This window comes from Mucilaginibacter xinganensis (assembly GCF_002257585.1).
Lineage (GTDB): Bacteria > Bacteroidota > Bacteroidia > Sphingobacteriales > Sphingobacteriaceae > Mucilaginibacter > Mucilaginibacter xinganensis.
Genome location: NZ_CP022743.1, coordinates 3,907,723 through 3,926,744, shown reverse-complemented (window position 1 = coordinate 3,926,744; position 19,022 = coordinate 3,907,723). Strand labels below are relative to the sequence as shown.

14 protein-coding genes are annotated in these 19,022 nt (G+C 42.6%); 9 read left to right on the top strand and 5 right to left on the bottom strand.

What is annotated here, in order from left to right:
* From pgmB to MuYL_RS17200, 8 genes are all read left to right on the top strand, one after another.
* Complete coding sequence (gene pgmB, locus MuYL_RS17235; RefSeq protein ID WP_094571739.1) at nucleotides 1-651, top strand: beta-phosphoglucomutase; 651 nt, start codon at nucleotides 1-3, stop codon at nucleotides 649-651.
* Nucleotides 652-787: 136 nt separating this feature from the next.
* On the top strand, nucleotides 788-3,097 hold the full coding sequence (locus tag MuYL_RS17230) for a glycoside hydrolase family 65 protein (RefSeq protein WP_094571738.1): 2,310 nt from the start codon (nucleotides 788-790) through the stop codon (nucleotides 3,095-3,097).
* Nucleotides 3,098-3,210: 113 nt separating this feature from the next.
* Entirely contained in the window at nucleotides 3,211-4,932 is a 1,722-nt protein-coding gene (locus MuYL_RS17225; RefSeq protein ID WP_245845597.1) for an alpha-amylase family protein, read from the top strand.
* A gap of 120 nt (nucleotides 4,933-5,052) precedes the next feature.
* Nucleotides 5,053-6,420, top strand: a complete 1,368-nt coding sequence (locus MuYL_RS17220) for an MFS transporter (RefSeq protein WP_211710179.1) — start codon at nucleotides 5,053-5,055, stop codon at nucleotides 6,418-6,420.
* A gap of 164 nt (nucleotides 6,421-6,584) precedes the next feature.
* Entirely contained in the window at nucleotides 6,585-9,041 is a 2,457-nt protein-coding gene (locus MuYL_RS17215) for a glycoside hydrolase family 31 protein (protein ID WP_094571736.1), read from the top strand.
* A 178-nt stretch (nucleotides 9,042-9,219) separates the two neighbouring features.
* Nucleotides 9,220-11,349: a 1,4-alpha-glucan branching protein GlgB gene (glgB, locus tag MuYL_RS17210; protein ID WP_094573000.1), complete on the top strand. Its 2,130-nt coding sequence runs from the start codon at nucleotides 9,220-9,222 to the stop codon at nucleotides 11,347-11,349.
* Nucleotides 11,350-11,442: 93 nt separating this feature from the next.
* Nucleotides 11,443-11,661: a hypothetical protein gene (locus MuYL_RS17205; RefSeq protein WP_094571735.1), complete on the top strand. Its 219-nt coding sequence runs from the start codon at nucleotides 11,443-11,445 to the stop codon at nucleotides 11,659-11,661.
* A gap of 159 nt (nucleotides 11,662-11,820) precedes the next feature.
* Nucleotides 11,821-12,012: a hypothetical protein gene (locus MuYL_RS17200; protein WP_094571734.1), complete on the top strand. Its 192-nt coding sequence runs from the start codon at nucleotides 11,821-11,823 to the stop codon at nucleotides 12,010-12,012.
* A 3-nt stretch (nucleotides 12,013-12,015) separates the two neighbouring features.
* On the opposite strand, the gene MuYL_RS17195 is transcribed toward MuYL_RS17200, so the two are convergent.
* The 5 genes from MuYL_RS17195 to pfkA form a co-directional block, all read right to left on the bottom strand.
* Nucleotides 12,016-14,487: a glycoside hydrolase family 95 protein gene (locus tag MuYL_RS17195; protein WP_094571733.1), complete on the bottom strand. Its 2,472-nt coding sequence runs from the start codon at nucleotides 14,485-14,487 to the stop codon at nucleotides 12,016-12,018.
* A 165-nt stretch (nucleotides 14,488-14,652) separates the two neighbouring features.
* Complete coding sequence (locus tag MuYL_RS17190; RefSeq protein WP_094571732.1) at nucleotides 14,653-15,147, bottom strand: gamma-glutamylcyclotransferase family protein; 495 nt, start codon at nucleotides 15,145-15,147, stop codon at nucleotides 14,653-14,655.
* 210 nt (nucleotides 15,148-15,357) lie between these two features.
* Complete coding sequence (gap, locus tag MuYL_RS17185) at nucleotides 15,358-16,353, bottom strand: type I glyceraldehyde-3-phosphate dehydrogenase (protein ID WP_094571731.1); 996 nt, start codon at nucleotides 16,351-16,353, stop codon at nucleotides 15,358-15,360.
* A 5-nt stretch (nucleotides 16,354-16,358) separates the two neighbouring features.
* Nucleotides 16,359-17,207 (bottom strand): hypothetical protein, encoded by an 849-nt coding sequence (locus MuYL_RS17180; RefSeq protein ID WP_094571730.1) that lies wholly within the window; start codon nucleotides 17,205-17,207, stop codon nucleotides 16,359-16,361.
* A gap of 4 nt (nucleotides 17,208-17,211) precedes the next feature.
* A complete protein-coding gene (gene pfkA, locus MuYL_RS17175; RefSeq protein ID WP_094571729.1) occupies nucleotides 17,212-18,198 on the bottom strand; it encodes a 6-phosphofructokinase in 987 nt (328 codons plus the stop codon).
* A gap of 122 nt (nucleotides 18,199-18,320) precedes the next feature.
* Here pfkA and MuYL_RS17170 point away from each other — a divergent pair, with 122 nt between their 5' ends.
* On the top strand, nucleotides 18,321-19,022 hold the full coding sequence (locus MuYL_RS17170) for an NUDIX hydrolase (protein WP_094571728.1): 702 nt from the start codon (nucleotides 18,321-18,323) through the stop codon (nucleotides 19,020-19,022).

Here is a 19,022-nt window from a genome sequence, read left to right as displayed (position 1 = left end):
ATGAGTAATATTAAAGCCTGTATTTTTGATTTGGATGGGGTTATTGTTGATACCGCCGTTTATCACTTTAAAGCCTGGAAAAGATTAGCTGATGAACTCGGGATTAATTTTACAGAACATGATAACGAAAGACTGAAAGGCGTAAGCCGTGTACGCTCTTTGGAAATAATATTGGAACTGGGCGATGTAACTAAAACCGAAGCGGAGCAGCAGGAACTGGCGACCCGCAAAAACGCCTGGTATGTGGAAATGATAAACCGCATGACGCCTGCCGAAATATTGCCTGGGGCGAAAGAATTTTTAGAAGCTTGCAGAGCAGCCGGAATCAAAACGGCATTGGGCTCGGCCAGTAAAAATTCGGACACCATACTGGCAAAAATTAATATGGCCCACCTGTTTGATGCCATTGTTGACGGTAACCATGTAAGTAAAGCCAAACCTGATCCGGAAGTGTTTTTAAAAGGCGCCGAAGCCCTTGGGGTTACGCCTGCGGAATGCGTGGTTTTTGAAGACGCTATTGCAGGTGTTGACGCAGCCATAAACGGCGGAATGAAGGTAGTGGGCATAGGTTCGCCGGATGTGCTTAATAAAGCTGACCTGGTAGTGAGCGGGTTGGATAAAATGAGTTTGGAGAAATTAGATAAATTATAAAGTTAAAACCCTTGTCGTTGCAATAAGAACTAATAAATTCCTTTTGTCATTCTTCGCTCTGCTCAGAATGACAAGCGCTTGCAACGCTCGCAATAACAAATATTTAAAAGATACAAAGACACAATTATAATAAAGAATGAAGGACTACATTGAAGTTGATGAGTGGAAGATCATTGAAGAAGGTTTTAACCCGCATCATAATAAAGTATCCGAAAGTATTTTTAGCCTTGGAAATGGCAGAATGGGACAGCGGGCTAATTTTGAGGAAGCATACAGTGGTGAAACCCTGCAGGGTAATTATATTGCGGGGGTTTACTACCCTGATAAAACCCGTGTAGGCTGGTGGAAAAATGGTTATCCTGAATACTTCGCAAAAGTACTTAACGCTGCCAATTGGGTAGGTATTGATATTCATATTGAAAACGAACAGCTTGATCTGGCCAAATGCGAAGTAATAACCTTCAGGCGCGAGCTTAATATGCAGGCGGGTTATCTCAAAAGAAATTTTACTGCAAAAACGGCATCCGGCAAAATTGTTGAAGTAGAAGCTATCCGTTTTTGCAGCATGGTTGATGATGAAGCCGGTGCTATAAAATATACCATCACCCCTTTGAATTTTTCGGAATCATTAACTATCACCCCGTTTATTGACGGCGATGTAGTGAATAAAGACTCCAACTACGATGAGAAATTTTGGGACGAAATAAAAAAAGAAAGCTGGAATGACGGTGGTTTCCTTCAAATGCGCACCAAAAAAACAGGCTTTGAAGTCGCAACCGGGATGTTGATCAGCGTGTTACAAAATAACGCCCCCGTAAAGCTGAACACCCAGGCCGTAACCAAGGAAAAATATATAGCTGCGAAATTTAAATTGCAGACAACTGAAGGCCAAAGCATCACCATCATAAAATATGCCGCTAACCTTTCGTCGCAAAATTACGCGGCTGCAGACCTGCTTATAAAATTAAAAGAAACCTTAGTGCGCATTAGCAAAAAAGGTTTTGAAGCGATGCTGCAGGAACAGGCTGCCGCCTGGGCCGAAAAGTGGAAAATGAATGATATCATTATTGAAGGGGATGTTTCTGCACAGCAGGCTATCCGGTTTAATATTTTCCAGCTTAATCAAACTTATACGGGTGAGGACGACCGGCTAAATATTGGCCCCAAAGGGTTTACCGGCGAAAAGTACGGTGGTTCAACCTACTGGGATACCGAAGCTTATTGCGTACCTTTTTACCTTTCAACTGCTGATCAAAAGGTTACAAAAAATTTGCTGCTTTATCGGTATAAGCAGCTTGGCAAAGCTATTGAAAATGCAAAGTTGCTTGGCTTTAATAATGGTGCTGCCCTGTACCCTATGGTAACCATGGATGGTACCGAATGCCATAACGAGTGGGAGATAACTTTTGAGGAGATCCACCGCAACGGCGCTATTGCTTACGCGATATTCAATTATGTGCGTTATACAGCTGATGAAGCTTACCTGGCCGATTATGGTTTGGAAGTGCTGATAGCTATTGCGCGTTTTTGGTCGCAAAGGGTCAATTGGTCTGCCGATAAGCAGCAATATGTAATGCTGGGCGTAACCGGGCCAAACGAGTACGAAAACAACGTTAACAACAACTGGTACACCAGCACGCTTGCTACCTGGTGTATGAAATATACCATGGAAGTGGTTGCAATGGTGAAAACAGCTGACTCTGCAAAATATGCCGCCCTGGTAGCTAAGATCAGCTTTAAAGAAGCGGAAGAAACTGCCCGTTTTAAGGATATTGTTGCAAAAATGTACTATCCGTATGACGGGAAGCAACAGGTATTTTTGCAACAGGATGGCTACCTTGATAAAGAGCAGATCCTGGTTAAGGACCTGCCTGCAGTTGATCGCCCTATTAATCAAAAATGGAGCTGGGACAGGATCCTGCGTTCATGTTATATCAAACAAGCCGATGTTTTACAGGGGATCTATTTTTTTGAAGATCAGTACGACCTGGAAACCATTCGCCGTAATTTTGATTTTTACGAGCCGCGCACGGTGCATGAATCATCACTATCCCCATGTGTGCATGCAATCTTAGCCGCAAAATTGGGTGATGAGGCTAGGGCCTACGAATTTTACCTGCGCACAGCACGGTTAGATCTGGACGACTATAATAACGATACAGAAGATGGTTGCCATATCACCTCGATGGCAGGTACCTGGATGTCGGTAATTGAAGGCTTTGGCGGAATGCGGGTGATTGACGGCAAGTTGTCGTTCCAGCCTTTTCTTCCGGCTAAATGGCAGTCGTTCTCTTTCCATATCGGTTTCCGCGGTACTATACTTAATATAAAAGTAAGCAAGAACGGTGTGCAGATAAAAAACCTGTCGGGTACTGAAACCAGTGTTTTGGTTTATGATAAGGAGCAAACGGTAAAAGCAAATGATGAGTTATTGGTTGAGGCATAAATGATAATGAAATGCTGAGTGATAAGACAGGAAAATTTGTAATGTTAGTTTGGGCAATGCTTATGCCCTGCCTTACATTTTCGCAATCAGCCCATCCGGCAAAAAAAAGAAAAATGGAACAACCATCAACTGATCATAAATTAATTATATACCAGTTAGTACCCCGTTTATTCGGGAATACTAAAACGGTTAACAAGCAATACGGCACTATTGAAGAAAATGGTTCCGGCAAGTTTAACGACATCAGCGACAAAGCTTTACAGGCCATCAAAAGCATGGGCTTTAGCCATGTTTGGTTTACCGGCGTAATTGAGCATGCCACCATGACGGATTATTCCGCTTTTGGAATTAAAGCTGATGATCCTGATATTGTAAAGGGGCGTGCAGGATCTCCTTACGCTATAAAAGATTATTACGATGTTGATCCCGACCTGGCGGTTGATGTAAAAAATCGGATGGCTGAATACGAAGCTTTGATTAAACGGACACATGTAAATGGCCTTAAGGTTATTATGGATTGCGTACCAAACCATGTGGCCCGTACTTATTCATCAGATGTAAAACCAGCCGGCGTTAGGGATTTTGGCCAGGATGATGATACCACGCAGGCATTCAGCGCTAAAAATGATTTCTATTATATTCCTGCGCAGCGCTTTGTGGTACCCTCAGGATATAATCCCGGTGGCGATGAATTTAAAAGCCCGCTAAAGGATGGTAAATTTGATGAGCATCCAGCAAAAGCAACGGGTAACGATGTTTTCAGCGCATCGCCTTCAATCAACGATTGGTTTGAAACCATGAAATTAAATTATGGAGTGGATTATCAGAACAACCATGCACAGCATTTTACACCAACGCCACCGCTATGGAATAAAATGTATGATATCCTGGATTTTTGGGCTGCCAAAGGTGTGGACGCTTTCAGATGCGATATGGTGGAAATGGTGCCATTTGAGTTTTGGGGATGGGTAATCCCTAAATTAAAAACTAAATACCCCGACCTTGTTTTTATCGGGGAAGCCTATAACAGCTCACTTTATAAAAAATATATTGAAACAGGCAAATTCGATTACCTGTATGATAAAGTTGGCCTTTACGATGCGATAAAAAGGTTAACGCGTAACGAAGCAAATGCAACAACATGGGATATTAACCATGTTTGGCATAACGATAGCAATGGGATAGACCAGCATATGCTCCGCTTTATGGAAAACCATGACGAGCAGCGCATAGCCTCTGCTGATTTTGCAGGCAACCCGTGGCTTGCGGTACCGGGTATGATTGTTTCTGCAACATTATCAACGGGCCCCGTGATGGTATATTTTGGCCAGGAGGTAGGTGAACCGGCCAAAGGCGCCGAGGGCTTTAGCGGGAATGATGGCCGGAGCAGTATATTTGACTATTGGGGAGTACCCGAACATCAAAAATGGCTTAACAATGCAAAATTTGATGGTGGGCAGTTATCTGCGGATCAAAAAAAACTCCGCGATTTTTACGGTCGCCTTTTAAACGCTGTGCATAGTAACGACGCGTTAAGAACCGGGAACTTTTATGAGCTGATGGTAAATAATGAGCGTCAGCCGGGCTTTAATACGCGGCTGTATATTTTCCTTCGTTACACAGGCAAACAACGTATATTAGTAATAACCAATTTTAACCGGAACGAACAAACCCTGACCGTTAAACTGCCCGATGATTTGCTTAAGCAATTGAATTTGAGCGGTGCCAAAGAGTTTAAGGATTTGTTAAGCGGAACCAATTACAATACAACTAATATAAATAATGGAATTGAGCTAACATTACCGGCATCTAGCGGAATGTTGCTGGAATTCTAACCGGGATTTAGGGATTTGATCGATTTAAGGGATTTGGAAATTGTAACTGAATCCTGAAAATTCGGGCAATGCCTTAATCGTGTCACTAATGACTTAATGACCAATTATAACTAAATAATTATGGCAACACACGGCATTTTGCAAAAGCCCAAAATGAGTTTTTGGCAGATCTTTCACATGAGTTTTGGCTTCCTGGGGATTCAGTTTGGCTTCGCTCTGCAAACCGGAAATGCCAGCCGCATCCTGCAAACATTTGGTGCCGATGTGGAACATTTGTCGTGGTTCTGGCTGGCAGCACCGATAACAGGGATGATCGTTCAGCCTATTATCGGGCACTACAGCGACCGGACCTGGAACAGCCTTGGCCGCCGCAGGCCATATTTTTTAACCGGCGCCATATTATCAGGCCTGGCCTTATTTTTTATGCCTAACTCATCTATGCTGGCCGCTATTATTCCACCTATAGTAGTTGGTGCGGGTATGCTGATGATCATGGACGCATCCTTTAACGTAGCGATGGAACCTTTCAGGGCGCTGGTTGCCGATAATCTGCCGGATAGCCAGCATGATGCTGGTTTTTCGATGCAGACCTGCCTGATAGGGGTAGGCGCGGTAATTGGTTCGTGGTTGCCTTATGTATTTGCCAACTGGCTGGGGATTGCCAAAACGGCTGCACCCGGCCATGTGCCCAATAACCTGCTATTTTCGTTTTACGCCGGTGGCATTGTGTTAATAGCCAGTATTTTATGGACAGTTTTTAAAACAAAAGAATATCCGCCGGAAGAATATGCCAAATTCCATGAAGCGGAACCAAAAGGCAAAGAAAAGAAAAGCGGGATAGCAGAGATTATTTCGGACCTTGCCAATATGCCAAAGGCGATGAAACAGTTAGGCTTAGTGCAGTTCTTTTCGTGGTTCGCGCTATTTTCTATGTGGGTATTTACCACCCCTGCCATTGCAGACCATGTTTATCATATCCCGGCAAATGATACGTCGTCTGTAACTTATAACAATGCGGGTAACTGGGTAGGAGTGTTGTTCGGGATCTATAACGCAGTTTCGGCAATTTATGCGTTGCTGCTCCCCAAAATAGTAAGGTACAGCAGCCGTAAAAAAACACATGCTTTCTCGCTTACAATGGGTGGCCTGGGATTGATCTCTATCTTTTTTATCCAAAACGATTATTTGCTTATATTACCTATGGTTGGAATAGGTTTAGCCTGGGGCAGTATCCTGGCTATGCCTTATGCCATACTTTCAAGCACCATCCCGGCAAAAAAGATTGGCGTTTATATGGGCATCTTTAATTTTTTTATAACCTTTCCGCAAATTGTTAATGGCATTATAGGAGGCCCTATTGTAAAGTATTTTTATAACGGACATGCTATTTACGCATTGGTAGTGGCGGGTGTATTTATGTTTTTGGCGGCTTTATCTGTTTTAAGAGTTGAGGACGGTAAAGAGATCCAAATAATAGAAACCGCCTGAAATAATGCTATAATCTGATTTTTGTAAAACCGCAAGCATACTTCGTATTTAACTAAACACCTGGCCTAACACCAAAAAAAGGTTTTATTTAAAAACGTATTATTGTATCTTGCGTATAAGATACACATTGTACATATTTGAGGGATAGAGACTAAAATTTTTTAATGGAAGAGAATATAGTAAATCAGGAACTGCTGGCTAATAGATTAATTGAAGAAGAGGAAGAAGAGTTTCATCACCTTAATAATCCCGCTGATGGGATAAAACCGATCATCAAAAAATACCTTGGCGTACCCAACAGGGCTGATCAGCTGGAGAATAAGTTTTATTTTACAGATGGTGATGCAAAAGTTGAGGTTACTGTAGTTACGGATGAGATTATAAGGGTGAGATTGGCACCCCACGGCGTTTTTTTAGAGGAATTTTCATACGCCGTACCTAAACTAGAGCAAAAGGCTATAGTTTTTGCCTTGCATGAAGATGAAAGCGAGTTTCGCGTTTCAACAAATGTAGTAAACTGCCATATCCGTAAGGATGATTTTTTTATATCCTTTTCCGATAGCCAAAACCACATTACAAGTACCGACGCTGTGCCTATGCATTGGGAAGAGAACGTTAAGTTTGGCGGCTACTACGTTTACTGTACTAAAACCTGCCATAAGGAAGAAAGCTTTTTCGGGCTTGGCGATAAACCTACCGAGCTTAATTTGCGCGGTAAACGATTGAAAAACTGGAACACGGACGCCTACTCATTTGCCTGGAACCAGGATCCGCTGTATCGCAGCATTCCTTTCTATATTAGCTTAAATGAGGGAATAGCGCATGGTATATTCTTCGATAATACTTTTAAGGCACATTTTGATTTTGGTGCCGAGGACACCACCAAAACAAGTTTTTGGGCTGATGGCGGCGAACTGCAATATTATTATATCCACGGTCCGCATATGATGGATGTGGTAAAAAGCTATCATTTACTAACAGGTACGCACCCTATGCCGCCGCTTTGGGCGCTGGGCTATCACCAGTGCAGGTGGAGCTATTACCCCGAAGCAAAAGTGAGGAAAATAGCCAATGGCTTCCGCGAAAACAAAATCCCCTGCGACGGGATCTACCTCGATATTGATTATATGGATGGGTACCGTTGTTTTACCTGGAACCGCAAATATTTCCCTGATCCTAAAAAAATGATCAAAGAGTTAGCGGCAGATGGCTTTAAAACGGTGGTTATTATTGATCCGGGGATTCGTGTGGATGATAATTATGCGGTATTTAAGGAGGGGAAGGAGAAAAAGTATTTCTGTCGCCGTTGCGATGATTACTTTATGGAGGGGCATGTTTGGCCGGGTAGATGCCAGTTTCCTGATTACACCAATCCCGAGGTGAGGGAATGGTGGGGAGGTTTATTTGATGAACTTGTACAATTAGGCGTAGCCGGGGTGTGGAACGACATGAATGAACCTGCCGTTTTTGGTGCAGGTACTTTTCCTGATGATGTCCGTCATCAGTATGATGGTTTCCGCGGATCGCATCGCAAAGCACACAATGTTTACGGCATGCAGATGGTACGCGCAACTTATGAAGGTTTGCGTAAGCTGATGAAGAACAAGCGCCCCTTTACCATAACAAGGGCAGGTTATTCAGGCGTGCAACGGTACTCTTCCGTGTGGACGGGTGACAACGTAGCATCATGGGAGCATTTGAAGCTGGGTAACATCCAGATGCAGCGCTTATCAACATCAGGTATCTCGTTTTGCGGAACAGATATAGGCGGTTTTAGCGGTGAGCCCGACGGCGAACTGTTTACCCGATGGATTCAGATGGGTACTTTTTCACCCTTTATGCGGGCGCATTCTGCCGGCGATACCAAGGAGCGGGAGCCATGGAGCTTTGGCGCGCCCTTTACTAATATTAACCGTAAATTTATTGAGCTGCGTTATCGCATGTTACCTTATTTATACTCTACTTTTTGGGAACATCATCGCTATGGTTTCCCTATCTTAAGGTCGGTAGTGATGCAGGAGCAGGATGAGATCAGCAATCATTTCCGACAGGATGAATTTACTTACGGGGATAAAATCCTGATCTGTCCTGTTTTGGAGCCGGGTCAGCAAAGTCGTAAGGTATATCTGCCAAAAGGCAAATGGTTCAATTTCTGGACTTATGAGATGGTTGACGGAGGGCAGGAAGTGACCGTGCCTACGCCATTGGAAACTATTCCTGTTTTTGTTAAAGCAGGATCTGTTATTCCAGAATACCCTGTAATGCAATATGTGGGCGAAAAGGAAATAGAAGAAGTTAAGCTTAATATATACTATAGCAATTACGAGGTGAACTCATTTTTGTTTGAAGATTACGGCGAAACATTTGCTTATGAGCAGGATATTTACCTGGAGAAAAAGTTTGTAGTTAGCGGTAAAAGTACTGTTTTAACGGTTCAGCAAACGATGGAAGGGCTTTATACCCCACGCTATGAAAGCTATCATTTTAATATTATAGGATTACCATTTGCGCCAACTAAAATATTGGCCGACGGCAAAGATGTTCCATACAGCATTGACGAAAATAAATGCGTTGAATTTAAATTTACCAAAAACTTTAAGCAGATTGAGATAGTTAAATAGAGACGGGTGATGAGCGATTAGTTGAATGCGAAATAATGATAAACTTACAAAGTATTTAAAACTTTGTAAGTTTATCATTTTATAAAAAGAAATCCTCAACCTCTTATTGCTATATTTGTTTATAACCAATTATACACGCTTACTTGACATCTCACAGCCGTTACGGCTGCTCTATACTATGGCAAAAAAACACGATCAAACGGAACCTGCACAGCCTGCGGCTAAGTCTGCGGCAGCAAAAAAAACAGTTAAGCCAAAGGCAGATGTTCCGAAAGAAACAGTTGCTAACGCTAAAATTGCAGGTAAAAAAGTAGCAGCAGCCGGGCCAAAAGCCGTGGCAAAAAAAGAGGTAGAAGCTAAAGCAATTTTAAATGCGGTTGAGCCCTACAGTCGTTTTACTGATTTTGATATTGCATTATTTAAATCGGGTAAGCACTACAAGCTATACGAAAAGTTTGGTTCACACGTAGTTGAATTTGAAGGTGTAATTGGAACTTATTTTGCCGTTTGGGCGCCTAATGCGCAGCATGTTAGCCTTATAGCAAATTTTAACGGCTGGAATCGCGAGTCGCACCCCTTGTTTGTACGATGGGATGGATCAGGAATTTGGGAAGGATTTATCCCAAATGTTGGCGTAGGCGAAACCTATAAATATTACATCAGATCATCAACCGGCGAAGACCTTGAAAAAAGTGATCCTTTTGCATTACGCTGGGAAGTTGCCCCCAAAACAGCATCCATTGTTGCCGATACTTATTATGAATGGAAAGATGTTGAATGGATGGCTGGCCGTGAAGGTCACAACGGACTTAACAGGCCCTATTCAGTTTACGAGATGCATATCGGCTCCTGGGCCAGGAATCATGAAAGCCCGGATGAATTTTTAACATACGATCAGCTGGCTGATAAATTGGTGCCGTATATAACGGAAATGGGCTTTACACATGTAGAGTTTATGCCGATTATGGAGCATCCCTATTATCCAAGCTGGGGTTACCAGATCACCGGTTTTTTTGCTGCTTCATCACGCTATGGCACCCCACAGCAATTGATGTACCTTATTGAGCAATTACACAAGGCGGGGATAGGGGTGATACTGGACTGGGTACCTTCGCATTTTCCCGGCGATATCCATGCGCTTTATAATTTTGACGGAACACATCTGTATGAACACGCTGATGTACGCAAAGGCTTCCATCCCGACTGGAAGTCATATATTTTTAATTACGGACGTAACGAAGTTCGTGCGTTTTTGATAAGTAACGCTATTTTTTGGTTAGATAGGTATCATGCCGACGGCTTGCGTGTTGACGCAGTCGCGTCCATGCTATACCTTGATTATTCGCGTAACCATGGTGAGTGGGAAACAAATATCTACGGAGGTAATGAGAACCTGGAAGCGATCTCGTTTTTGAAAGAATTTAACGAGGCTGTTTACAGCATGTTTCCGGATACACAAACCATTGCCGAAGAGTCAACTTCGTTTACAGGGGTAAGCCGCCCTGTTTATACAGGCGGGCTGGGCTTCGGAATGAAATGGATGATGGGCTGGATGCACGATTCGATCAAGTATTTTTCAACTGATCCCTTATATCGTAAATATCATCACAATCAGATAACCTTTAGCCTGATCTATGCGTTTACCGAAAACTTTATGCTCCCTTTCTCGCATGATGAGGTAGTATATGGTAAAGGATCAATGTTGCGCAAAATGCCAGGCGATGAGTGGCAGCAATTTGCCAACCTGCGCTTGCTTTATAGCTATATGTTTACCCATCCCGGTACCAAGCTGCTGTTTATGGGGGCTGAGTTTGGGCAGGGAACGGAGTGGAACTACCAAAATTCGCTGGACTGGTATTTACTTGAATATCCAAATCATCAGGGGATAAAGGCCACTGTTAAAGCGTTAAATCATTTATACAGGGATGAGCCTGCATTATATGAAAAAGGTTTTGAATGGAGTAGCTTTGAATGGGTTGACGGCGGTAACTCAAACGATTCTATCCTGATCTATAACCGTAAAGGGCACGATGCCGAAAATGACCTTGTTGTCGTGCTCAATATGACCCCGATAACCCACCATGGATACAGGATTGGCATGCCGTCTAAAGGTAAATGGAGTGAAATCTTTAATTCAGATGCGAAAGCTTTCTGGGGAAGCGGTGTCGAAAATACTAATCCGTTAGCTACCGAGCCAGTTAGCTGGCATGGTAGGGATAACTCCATTATGATAACGGTGCCGCCTTTAGGAGCCACAATATTCAAAAAAACAGCTGTGGCACCTGCTAAGTACGAATTGAAAAAATAAACGGAAAAACTTAATTGTACAGCGACGGAACTTTTCTTAGGTGATTAACGTAATAGTTATAATCGATTCTTTAAGACGTTTCGGTTCAGCATTATGAGTAATCCAAAATACCGTTCATTGTACCTGATGATAGCCTTCGCCGGATTTATTTTCCTGGCGTATGACGTACTTATCGCGTTTCCGGATATTAATCCGCTCAGGGTGTTATTAATAGCATTCCCGGATATGGTTTTCTTTTATCTGGCTTATAAAACTTACCCTGTTGAAGAGTACGCAGCTGCCAATAGCGGTCGTAAAATTAAATCGTACTAATAGTATTTGTTTTAATAACTATATTTGAATTCGGCAGCTTTAAACCGGCTATAAAATGTGCCCGGTTTAAAGCTTTTTTTTTAAAAATTTGCTTTAAGAAAGGCTGCTTTTTAAAAACAAATCAATAAAGGGCTGGGTTGTAAGTAAAAACTAAATAGTATGAATCCTAAATATCTTGTCCTTTATTTAATAGCCGCCACGCTTGCCTTAGCTTTAACTATTTACCAGGCGGTAACTACCTACCCCGTGTTAAATTATCCACGATTGGTGCTTAACATTATTATCTCTATTTTCTTTTATTACCTCGCTTATAAAACCTACCACGAAAAAAAGGACCAGGAATTGATGTAAGCGTTATCCGTTTCGAATAGCTGTCAGCTCGTAAACGGAACCTTTTGTTGTCGGAAATTGTACGGATCCATCCTTCAGTTTTTCCATTTTTATCTTTTTTCCATTTTGCGTTATCTGGAATTTTTCTGCTGCAAATAAATGACACGTTTGTCCCTGTCCTGATAATATTTTTACAGATAATAATTTATTATGCTGCCACTTTATATCAAGCTCAAATGCAGCCGTAGTGCGTACCCCTTTAAATTCACCTGTGTCCCACTCGGTTGGGAGGGCAGGCAGCAGGTCAATTACACCATGGTTTGATTGCACAAGCATTTCGGTGATAGCGGCTGTTATCCCCATAGTGCCATCAATTTGCATGGCTCCGCTGCATTTGGCGAAAAGCTGAACGAATGTTTCGTCTTTAAAATATCCTTTCATTATCGAATTTGCCCTGTCTCCATCGCGTAACCTGGCCCATAAGGCGGTTTTCCACACCCGCGACCAGCCGCTGGTGCCATCGCCACGTTTATTCAGTGTCGTTTTTATGGCGTCAATAAAGCCCGGCGTCTGTTTTACCGAAAATACGTTTCCGGGATATAATCCGTACAACGGAGATACATGCCTATGCTCTTTTTCAAGCTGCCCCCAGTCTTCTGTCCATTCCTGTAATGTGCCATCTTTACCAATTAACTGGGGGCGCAACCTGTTTTTTGTGGCATTTACCTTCGTTATATAATCGCCATCCAGGCCCAATACGGCTGCAGCCTTTGAATAATTAGCAAACAGGTCGGTAATTATCTGCATGTCAATTGATGATCCAGCGCAAATGGTTGTGCCAGGAACTATACTGCCGGTAGTTTCATCAAAGTAGGGCTCGTTGCCGGGACTTCCGGTAAAGTTTTCCGGGGAAGATGAAGGGTTGGTGACGAGCCATTTTTTCTCAGGGTCTGTAACCAAGAAGTCCATAAAGAAATCAACCGATCCCTTTATTACCGGGTAAATATCCCGCAGGTATTTTTTATCGCCAGTGTATAAATAATGGTCCCACAGGGCATTGCACAACCATGCACCACCAGTGGTGAAAGTGCCCCATGTTGGCCCGTCCATAGGGGCTGCTACCATCCACAAGTCGGTGTTTTGGTGTGAAACCCAGCCCCGGCAATTATAATTTTCTTTAGCCACCTGCGAGCCCTGATCCGTAATGTTTTTCATTAGCCCGATCAGTGGCGCTGCACATTCCGAAAGGTTTGCTGATTCAACCGGCCAGTAATTCATTTGCAGGTTAATGTTTGTGGTATATTTTGAATCCCAGGATGGGTTCATATCATTATTCCAGATTCCCTGCAAATTTGCTGCCTGCGTACCCGGGCGCGAAGATGAGATCAATACATAGCGGCCAAACTGGTAAGCCAGCGCAGCCAGCTCCGGGTCGGGCGTTATGGTATTGCTTGCAAGCCTTTCGTCCGTAGGCGCCCATGAATTTGCGGTAACCGGTAATTTAAGGTTAACCCTGTTAAACAGGTTCCTGTAATCTGCCAGGTAACTTGCTTTAATACTTTCATAAGATTTCGCTGCTATGCCTTCCAAATAATCGTTCACCCTTGTATGTTCGTCGGCGCTTATATCTTTATAGTTCACAAAATTTGTTGCGGCGGCAAAGTACAGGGTTATGGCATCTGCATTTTCAACAACCAGGTCGGTGCCGTTTACAAATACCCTTCCGCCTTCGGGTATGGCTTTTAAACGCGCCTCGTACCTTAACTTACCGGCAACACCTAAATAATCGGCAGACTTTCCGGTAAGCACCAGGCCGTTGTTGCCAAGGCCATCCATTTTAAAGTAATCTGTTGCGTAGTCTGAGTGCTGCTGGTTGCGCACCCCTCTTAAATTGGCGGTAAAGGAAATACTTCCCGGTTTGCTGGCTGTAAGCCTTACGGCAATAATTTGATCCGGATAGGATGAAAAAACTTCTCTTTTATAGGTAACGCCTCCGCTGTTATAGCTTACTCCGGCAATGCCGGTTTCCAGGTCAAGCCAGCGCTTGTAACCGGTAACACTTTTTGTTGATTCGAAATGGAACACGAGATTGGCAAGCGACTGGTATTTTTGCTGTTCTACAGGATATCCCATTAGCTTCCGGCCAAAAAGTGTTTGCGCTTCTTTAAATCTCCCACGGAAAACCAGGTCTCTAACCATTGGCAAATACTTGTAACCACCTTTAACTACAGTGGAGTAGGGTCCACCCGTCCAATAAGTATCCTCGTTCAATTGGATGGTTTCATCAGCAGCATCGCCATATACCATGGCGCCCAGGCGCCCGTTACCAACAGGGATTGCATCGCTCCATTTAGCGGCGGGTTTATTAAGCCAAATAAGGGCCGCAGGGTCAAAGCTGTGCGAATCTATTTTTGCCGGAATATCAACATTCTGTGCCAGGATTACACCCCCTGAAAAAAGTAAGAGAAATATGCAGTAAACGGTTTTAAATTTCATACGCAGTCGGGTTTTAGGGTGTTCCCTTTTTGATGTACTAAATTTAAAAAAAAGAACCCTAAAACAGAACTTGTATTACTGAAAACAAACTTGTTGTGTTTACCAAAATTTTAGAATGTCACCAATAAATTTGAAGGGGTGCAGGCAATTCAAAGTAGTTAAAAGTTATGTCCTTTTAAGTTTTTTTTGCCGTCTTTCATCATCCGGATCAATTTTAAAAGGCATTTGGGCCATTTGCTTTACATATTCCTTGGGCAAGCCGGCATTTGTGGCAAGTTGCACCAATCGGGCGTGATACCAATCAAATGGTAACAAATGTGTATTTAATGCGTGGGGTTGCGCTACAAAAGCTTCCGCCATGTGGATTTTATCATCTTCGTCCAGGCAGCTAACATGTTCCAGCTTAAAATCAATCTGCCAGGCCCCGCCGTTATAAAAATTAGAGCGCTCGTTGTCATTCAGCTCAATTAATAAGCCCCAAACAACTGCCAGCGGATCAGCAGACGGGGCTATATTAGCCTTTGACGATTGGTCGTCAGCGGTTTTATTAAATACGAAATTATAACCGGGCAGCCTGGCTACACCGATCTTTTTGGCAGATGGAACCGTCTTCGCAAATTCGTTTACATCCATATAGGCCGCAAAAGCAAATAATACCATAATTAATAAATGAGGATAGTTGCGTTTTGTTTTAACGTTATGCGCGAATAGTATATTATCAATGAAGAAATCCTTATTGATGACGAATGGCTAACATGTATGCGTATGAGGTAATCCGGACGGGGCATGATAAGCGACTGCCCCCAATAAAGCCTGTAAAGAAAAGCCCCGGTTTTGCCGGGGCTCTGATATAATAAATGTGGTTTTGTATTAAACTTTACCTAATTCCTGTACCAGGTCAATTAGTTTGTTTGAATAACCCCACTCGTTGTCATACCATGAAACAACTTTTACAAAGTTATCATTCAAAGCAATACCGGCTTTAGCATCAAAAATTGATGTGCGTGAATCACCTTTAAAATCTTCTGAAACTACATCATCTTCAGTATATCCTAAAATACCTTTCAGGTCACCTTCTGAAGCTGTTTTCATTGCAGCTTTAATTTCTTCGTAAGTTGCACCTTTTTTAAGGCGAACGGTTAAGTCAACAACAGAAACGTCAGCAACCGGAACACGGAATGACATACCTGTTAATTTACCCTTTAATTCAGGAATAACCAATGTTACCGCTTTAGCTGCACCTGTTGATGAAGGGATGATATTTTGGTATGCGCCACGGCCGCCTCTCCAGTCTTTAGCCGATGGGCTGTCAACTGTTTTTTGAGTAGCTGTAACGGCGTGTACTGTGCTCATTAAGCCTTCTTCAATACCAAAGCTATCGTTCAATACTTTAGCGATAGGAGCAAGGCAATTGGTTGTACATGATGCGTTTGATACGATAGTATGCGCAGCAGTTAATTTTTTATTGTTAACACCCATTACAAAAGTAGGGGTATCATCCTTTGCAGGAGCACTCATTACAACTTTTTTAGCGCCGGCATCGATATGTTTTTGTGCGGTTTCCTGTGTTAAGAACAAACCTGTTGATTCAATGATGATTTCTGCACCAACCTCGTTCCATTTAAGGTTTGCAGGGTCTTTTTCAGCAGTTACACGGATAGTTTTTCCGTTTACTACTAAATGACCACCTTCAACAGCAATGGTGCCCTTGAACTGACCATGGGTTGAATCGTATTTTAACATGTAAGCCATGTAATCAGGCTCAACAAGGTCATTAATACCAACAACTTCAATGTCTGGTCTTTCAATTGCAGCTCTGAATGCCAGGCGGCCAATACGGCCGAAACCGTTAATTCCTATTTTCATGATTTTTAATTTTTACTTGAATAGTACGTTAATAAATTATTTATGGGTTCTTTAATGATTGTCGCAATTTTAAGATTTGCATCGGCAGCGGCTTCTTTTAACTGGTTTTGAAAGCCTGCTGCAACGGAGCCTGCAAAATACAAAAAAGCTTCCGGATGTTCATCATGCAAGGGTAATAAATAGGTTTGCATCAACTTGTCGAAGCCGTTTTTTATAATACCTTTTATGTAGCTATCTTCCTGGTTTTCAATAAAAAAATCGGTAAATGAGCTTAAGTAAATAGCGGGCTGCTTTTGCCTGTAAATCTTTTCGAGCAATGTTTTACGTTCAGGATCATATCGCTGAACGAACTTTTTTCGAATGTTTTCAGGCAGCGTTTCATTCATATATCCTTTCACCAATTCCCTGCCAAGCCAGTTTCCCGAGCCTTCGTCGGCCAGGATATAGCCAAGGCCATAGTTGTTTGGGGTTACTTTTTTGCCGTCATACCAGGCCGCGTTAGTTCCGCTGCCTACTATGCTGATTATTCCCGGCGAGTTTTTGCAACAAGCGATAGCAGCGGCAGTAATATCATGCTCAACTGTTATTTTGCCGAATTTAAAGAATGCTGAAAAAGCGTTGTGAACTATGTTTTTAAGCTCGGGCGAGAAGGAACCTGCACCAAAAAAATAAATGCGCTTAATTTCTTCTGCGTGATGAATGAGGTTGATGTTTTTGTTAAGCAGTTGTATAATGTGCTTTTCGTCATTAAAATACGGATTTATGCCGCTTGTTTTAAATGAAGCAATTGTCCGCTCCTTGTCGAATAATCGCCATTCAGCATAATTAGATCCGCTATATACAACTGCAGTCATTAATTTATATCGAAAGTATTTCAGCCATCTGCATCAAATCTTCCTCGAGTTTAAATTCATGTTGGTTAAGGGCTTCTTCAAGTCCTGTAATTTTAATGTGGTTAGCTTCAAGTCCCACCATCATTTGCGATTTTCCGCTAAGTAACGCATTTACAGCGGCAAAACCCAAACGGCTGCCCAATATCCTGTCAAATGCCGAGGGGCTGCCGCCGCGTTGCAGGTGACCTAATATGGTAACTTTAACGTCGTACGATTTTACTTCTTTTTGTACTTTTTTGGCAATATCATAAGCGCCGCCATTTTTATCGCCTTCGGCAACAATAACAATGCTGGACGATTTTTTATTTGACGATCCTGTTTTAAGATTTTTTATCAGGTCTTCAATAGCCGTCGCTTTTTCAGGCAGTAAGATGGCCTCAGCGCCGCAGGATATACCGGCCCTTAAAGCAATAGCACCCGAATCGCGGCCCATAACTTCAACAAAGAATAACCGGTCATGTGCATCGGCAGTATCGCGGATCTTATCTATCGCTTCAATTACTGTATTGGTGGCGGTATCAAAACCCAGGGTGTAAGTTGAGCCGTAAAGGTCATTATCTATAGTTCCGGGTACGCCCATAACGGCGATATCGGGAAACTTTTTCGAAAACCGCAAAGCGCCGGTGAAAGTTCCGTCGCCGCCAATCACTACCAATGCATCAATACCATGCTTTTTAAGGTTCTGGTAGGCTATTTCCATTCCTTCGTCAGAGCGGAATGGCAAACAACGTGCAGTTTTTAGAATGGTGCCGCCAAGGTTAAGTATATTACTAACCGAACGTGCTTCCATGTCATACATATCATCTTCAATAAGCCCCTGGTAGCCACGGCGTATGCCAACAACCTGTAATTTATTGTAGATAGCTGTTCTAACTACCGATCTGATACAGGGGTTCATACCCGGAGCATCACCACCCGATGTTAAAACTGCAAGTTTCGATATTTTATGCATCTTTAGGATTATTTGTAGGCACGAAGATACTGTGTAAAATTTACACCATTAAATTTAATTTTTTTTTTTACATTAGCGCTTAACCAATTATCTTTAAAATTAATACCCTAAAAATACGCGGTTTGGAAGTTACGCTACCTACATTTAATTCAGTATTTTCAATTGATTGTGTAATATTTGGTTTTGAGGCAGGAGAGCTCAAAATATTACTGATTGAAAGAAACCAGGAGCCTTTTAAAGATTGGCTTGCTTTACCAGGCTACATAGTTGAGCAGGATGAAAGTATTGACGATGCTGCTGAGCGCATCTTATATGAGCTTACCGGTCTGCGCGACCTGCACATGCAGCAGTTTCACACGTTTGGCGAAGTAAACCGTCACCCGCAGGGTCGGGTAATAACCGTGGCGTACTACGCCCTGATTCGTATAAACGGGCAAAAGGAATTACGGCCGGTTACGCAGTATGCCCGAAAGGCTTTCTGGCACCCCGTTAATGAACTGCCTAAGCTGGCATTTGACCACACAGAGATATTTGAGACAGGTTTCAATAAAATCCGCCGCCGCTTAAACTACCAGCCCATTGCCTTTGAATTGCTGCCTGAAAAATTTACGCTTACGCAACTGCAGTCGCTTTACGAAGCTGTGCTGAACAAAAAGCTTGATAAAAGAAATTTCAGGAAGAAAATGCTGAGCTACGGGTTTTTAAAGGAACTAGATGAAAAGCAGAAAGGTGTATCCTACCGTGCAGCAAAACTTTACAAGTTTGATCGCCGGAAATATGCCAAGATCTTTAATAATGAATTAAACCTGGATAAGGTTAGTTAA

What these genes read in the sequence shown, in the direction of transcription:
- pgmB (WP_094571739.1), top strand. Translation starts at nt 1, where the DNA reads ATGAGTAATATTAAAGCCTGTATTTTTGATTTGGATGGGGTTATTGTT.
- MuYL_RS17230 (WP_094571738.1), top strand. Translation starts at nt 788, where the DNA reads ATGAAGGACTACATTGAAGTTGATGAGTGGAAGATCATTGAAGAAGGT.
- MuYL_RS17225 (WP_245845597.1), top strand. Translation starts at nt 3,211, where the DNA reads ATGGAACAACCATCAACTGATCATAAATTAATTATATACCAGTTAGTA.
- MuYL_RS17220 (WP_211710179.1), top strand. Translation starts at nt 5,053, where the DNA reads ATGGCAACACACGGCATTTTGCAAAAGCCCAAAATGAGTTTTTGGCAG.
- MuYL_RS17215 (WP_094571736.1), top strand. Translation starts at nt 6,585, where the DNA reads ATGGAAGAGAATATAGTAAATCAGGAACTGCTGGCTAATAGATTAATT.
- glgB (WP_094573000.1), top strand. Translation starts at nt 9,220, where the DNA reads ATGGCAAAAAAACACGATCAAACGGAACCTGCACAGCCTGCGGCTAAG.
- MuYL_RS17205 (WP_094571735.1), top strand. Translation starts at nt 11,443, where the DNA reads ATGAGTAATCCAAAATACCGTTCATTGTACCTGATGATAGCCTTCGCC.
- MuYL_RS17200 (WP_094571734.1), top strand. Translation starts at nt 11,821, where the DNA reads ATGAATCCTAAATATCTTGTCCTTTATTTAATAGCCGCCACGCTTGCC.
- MuYL_RS17195 (WP_094571733.1), bottom strand. Translation starts at nt 14,487, where the DNA reads ATGAAATTTAAAACCGTTTACTGCATATTTCTCTTACTTTTTTCAGGG.
- MuYL_RS17190 (WP_094571732.1), bottom strand. Translation starts at nt 15,147, where the DNA reads ATGGTATTATTTGCTTTTGCGGCCTATATGGATGTAAACGAATTTGCG.
- gap (WP_094571731.1), bottom strand. Translation starts at nt 16,353, where the DNA reads ATGAAAATAGGAATTAACGGTTTCGGCCGTATTGGCCGCCTGGCATTC.
- MuYL_RS17180 (WP_094571730.1), bottom strand. Translation starts at nt 17,207, where the DNA reads ATGACTGCAGTTGTATATAGCGGATCTAATTATGCTGAATGGCGATTA.
- pfkA (WP_094571729.1), bottom strand. Translation starts at nt 18,198, where the DNA reads ATGCATAAAATATCGAAACTTGCAGTTTTAACATCGGGTGGTGATGCT.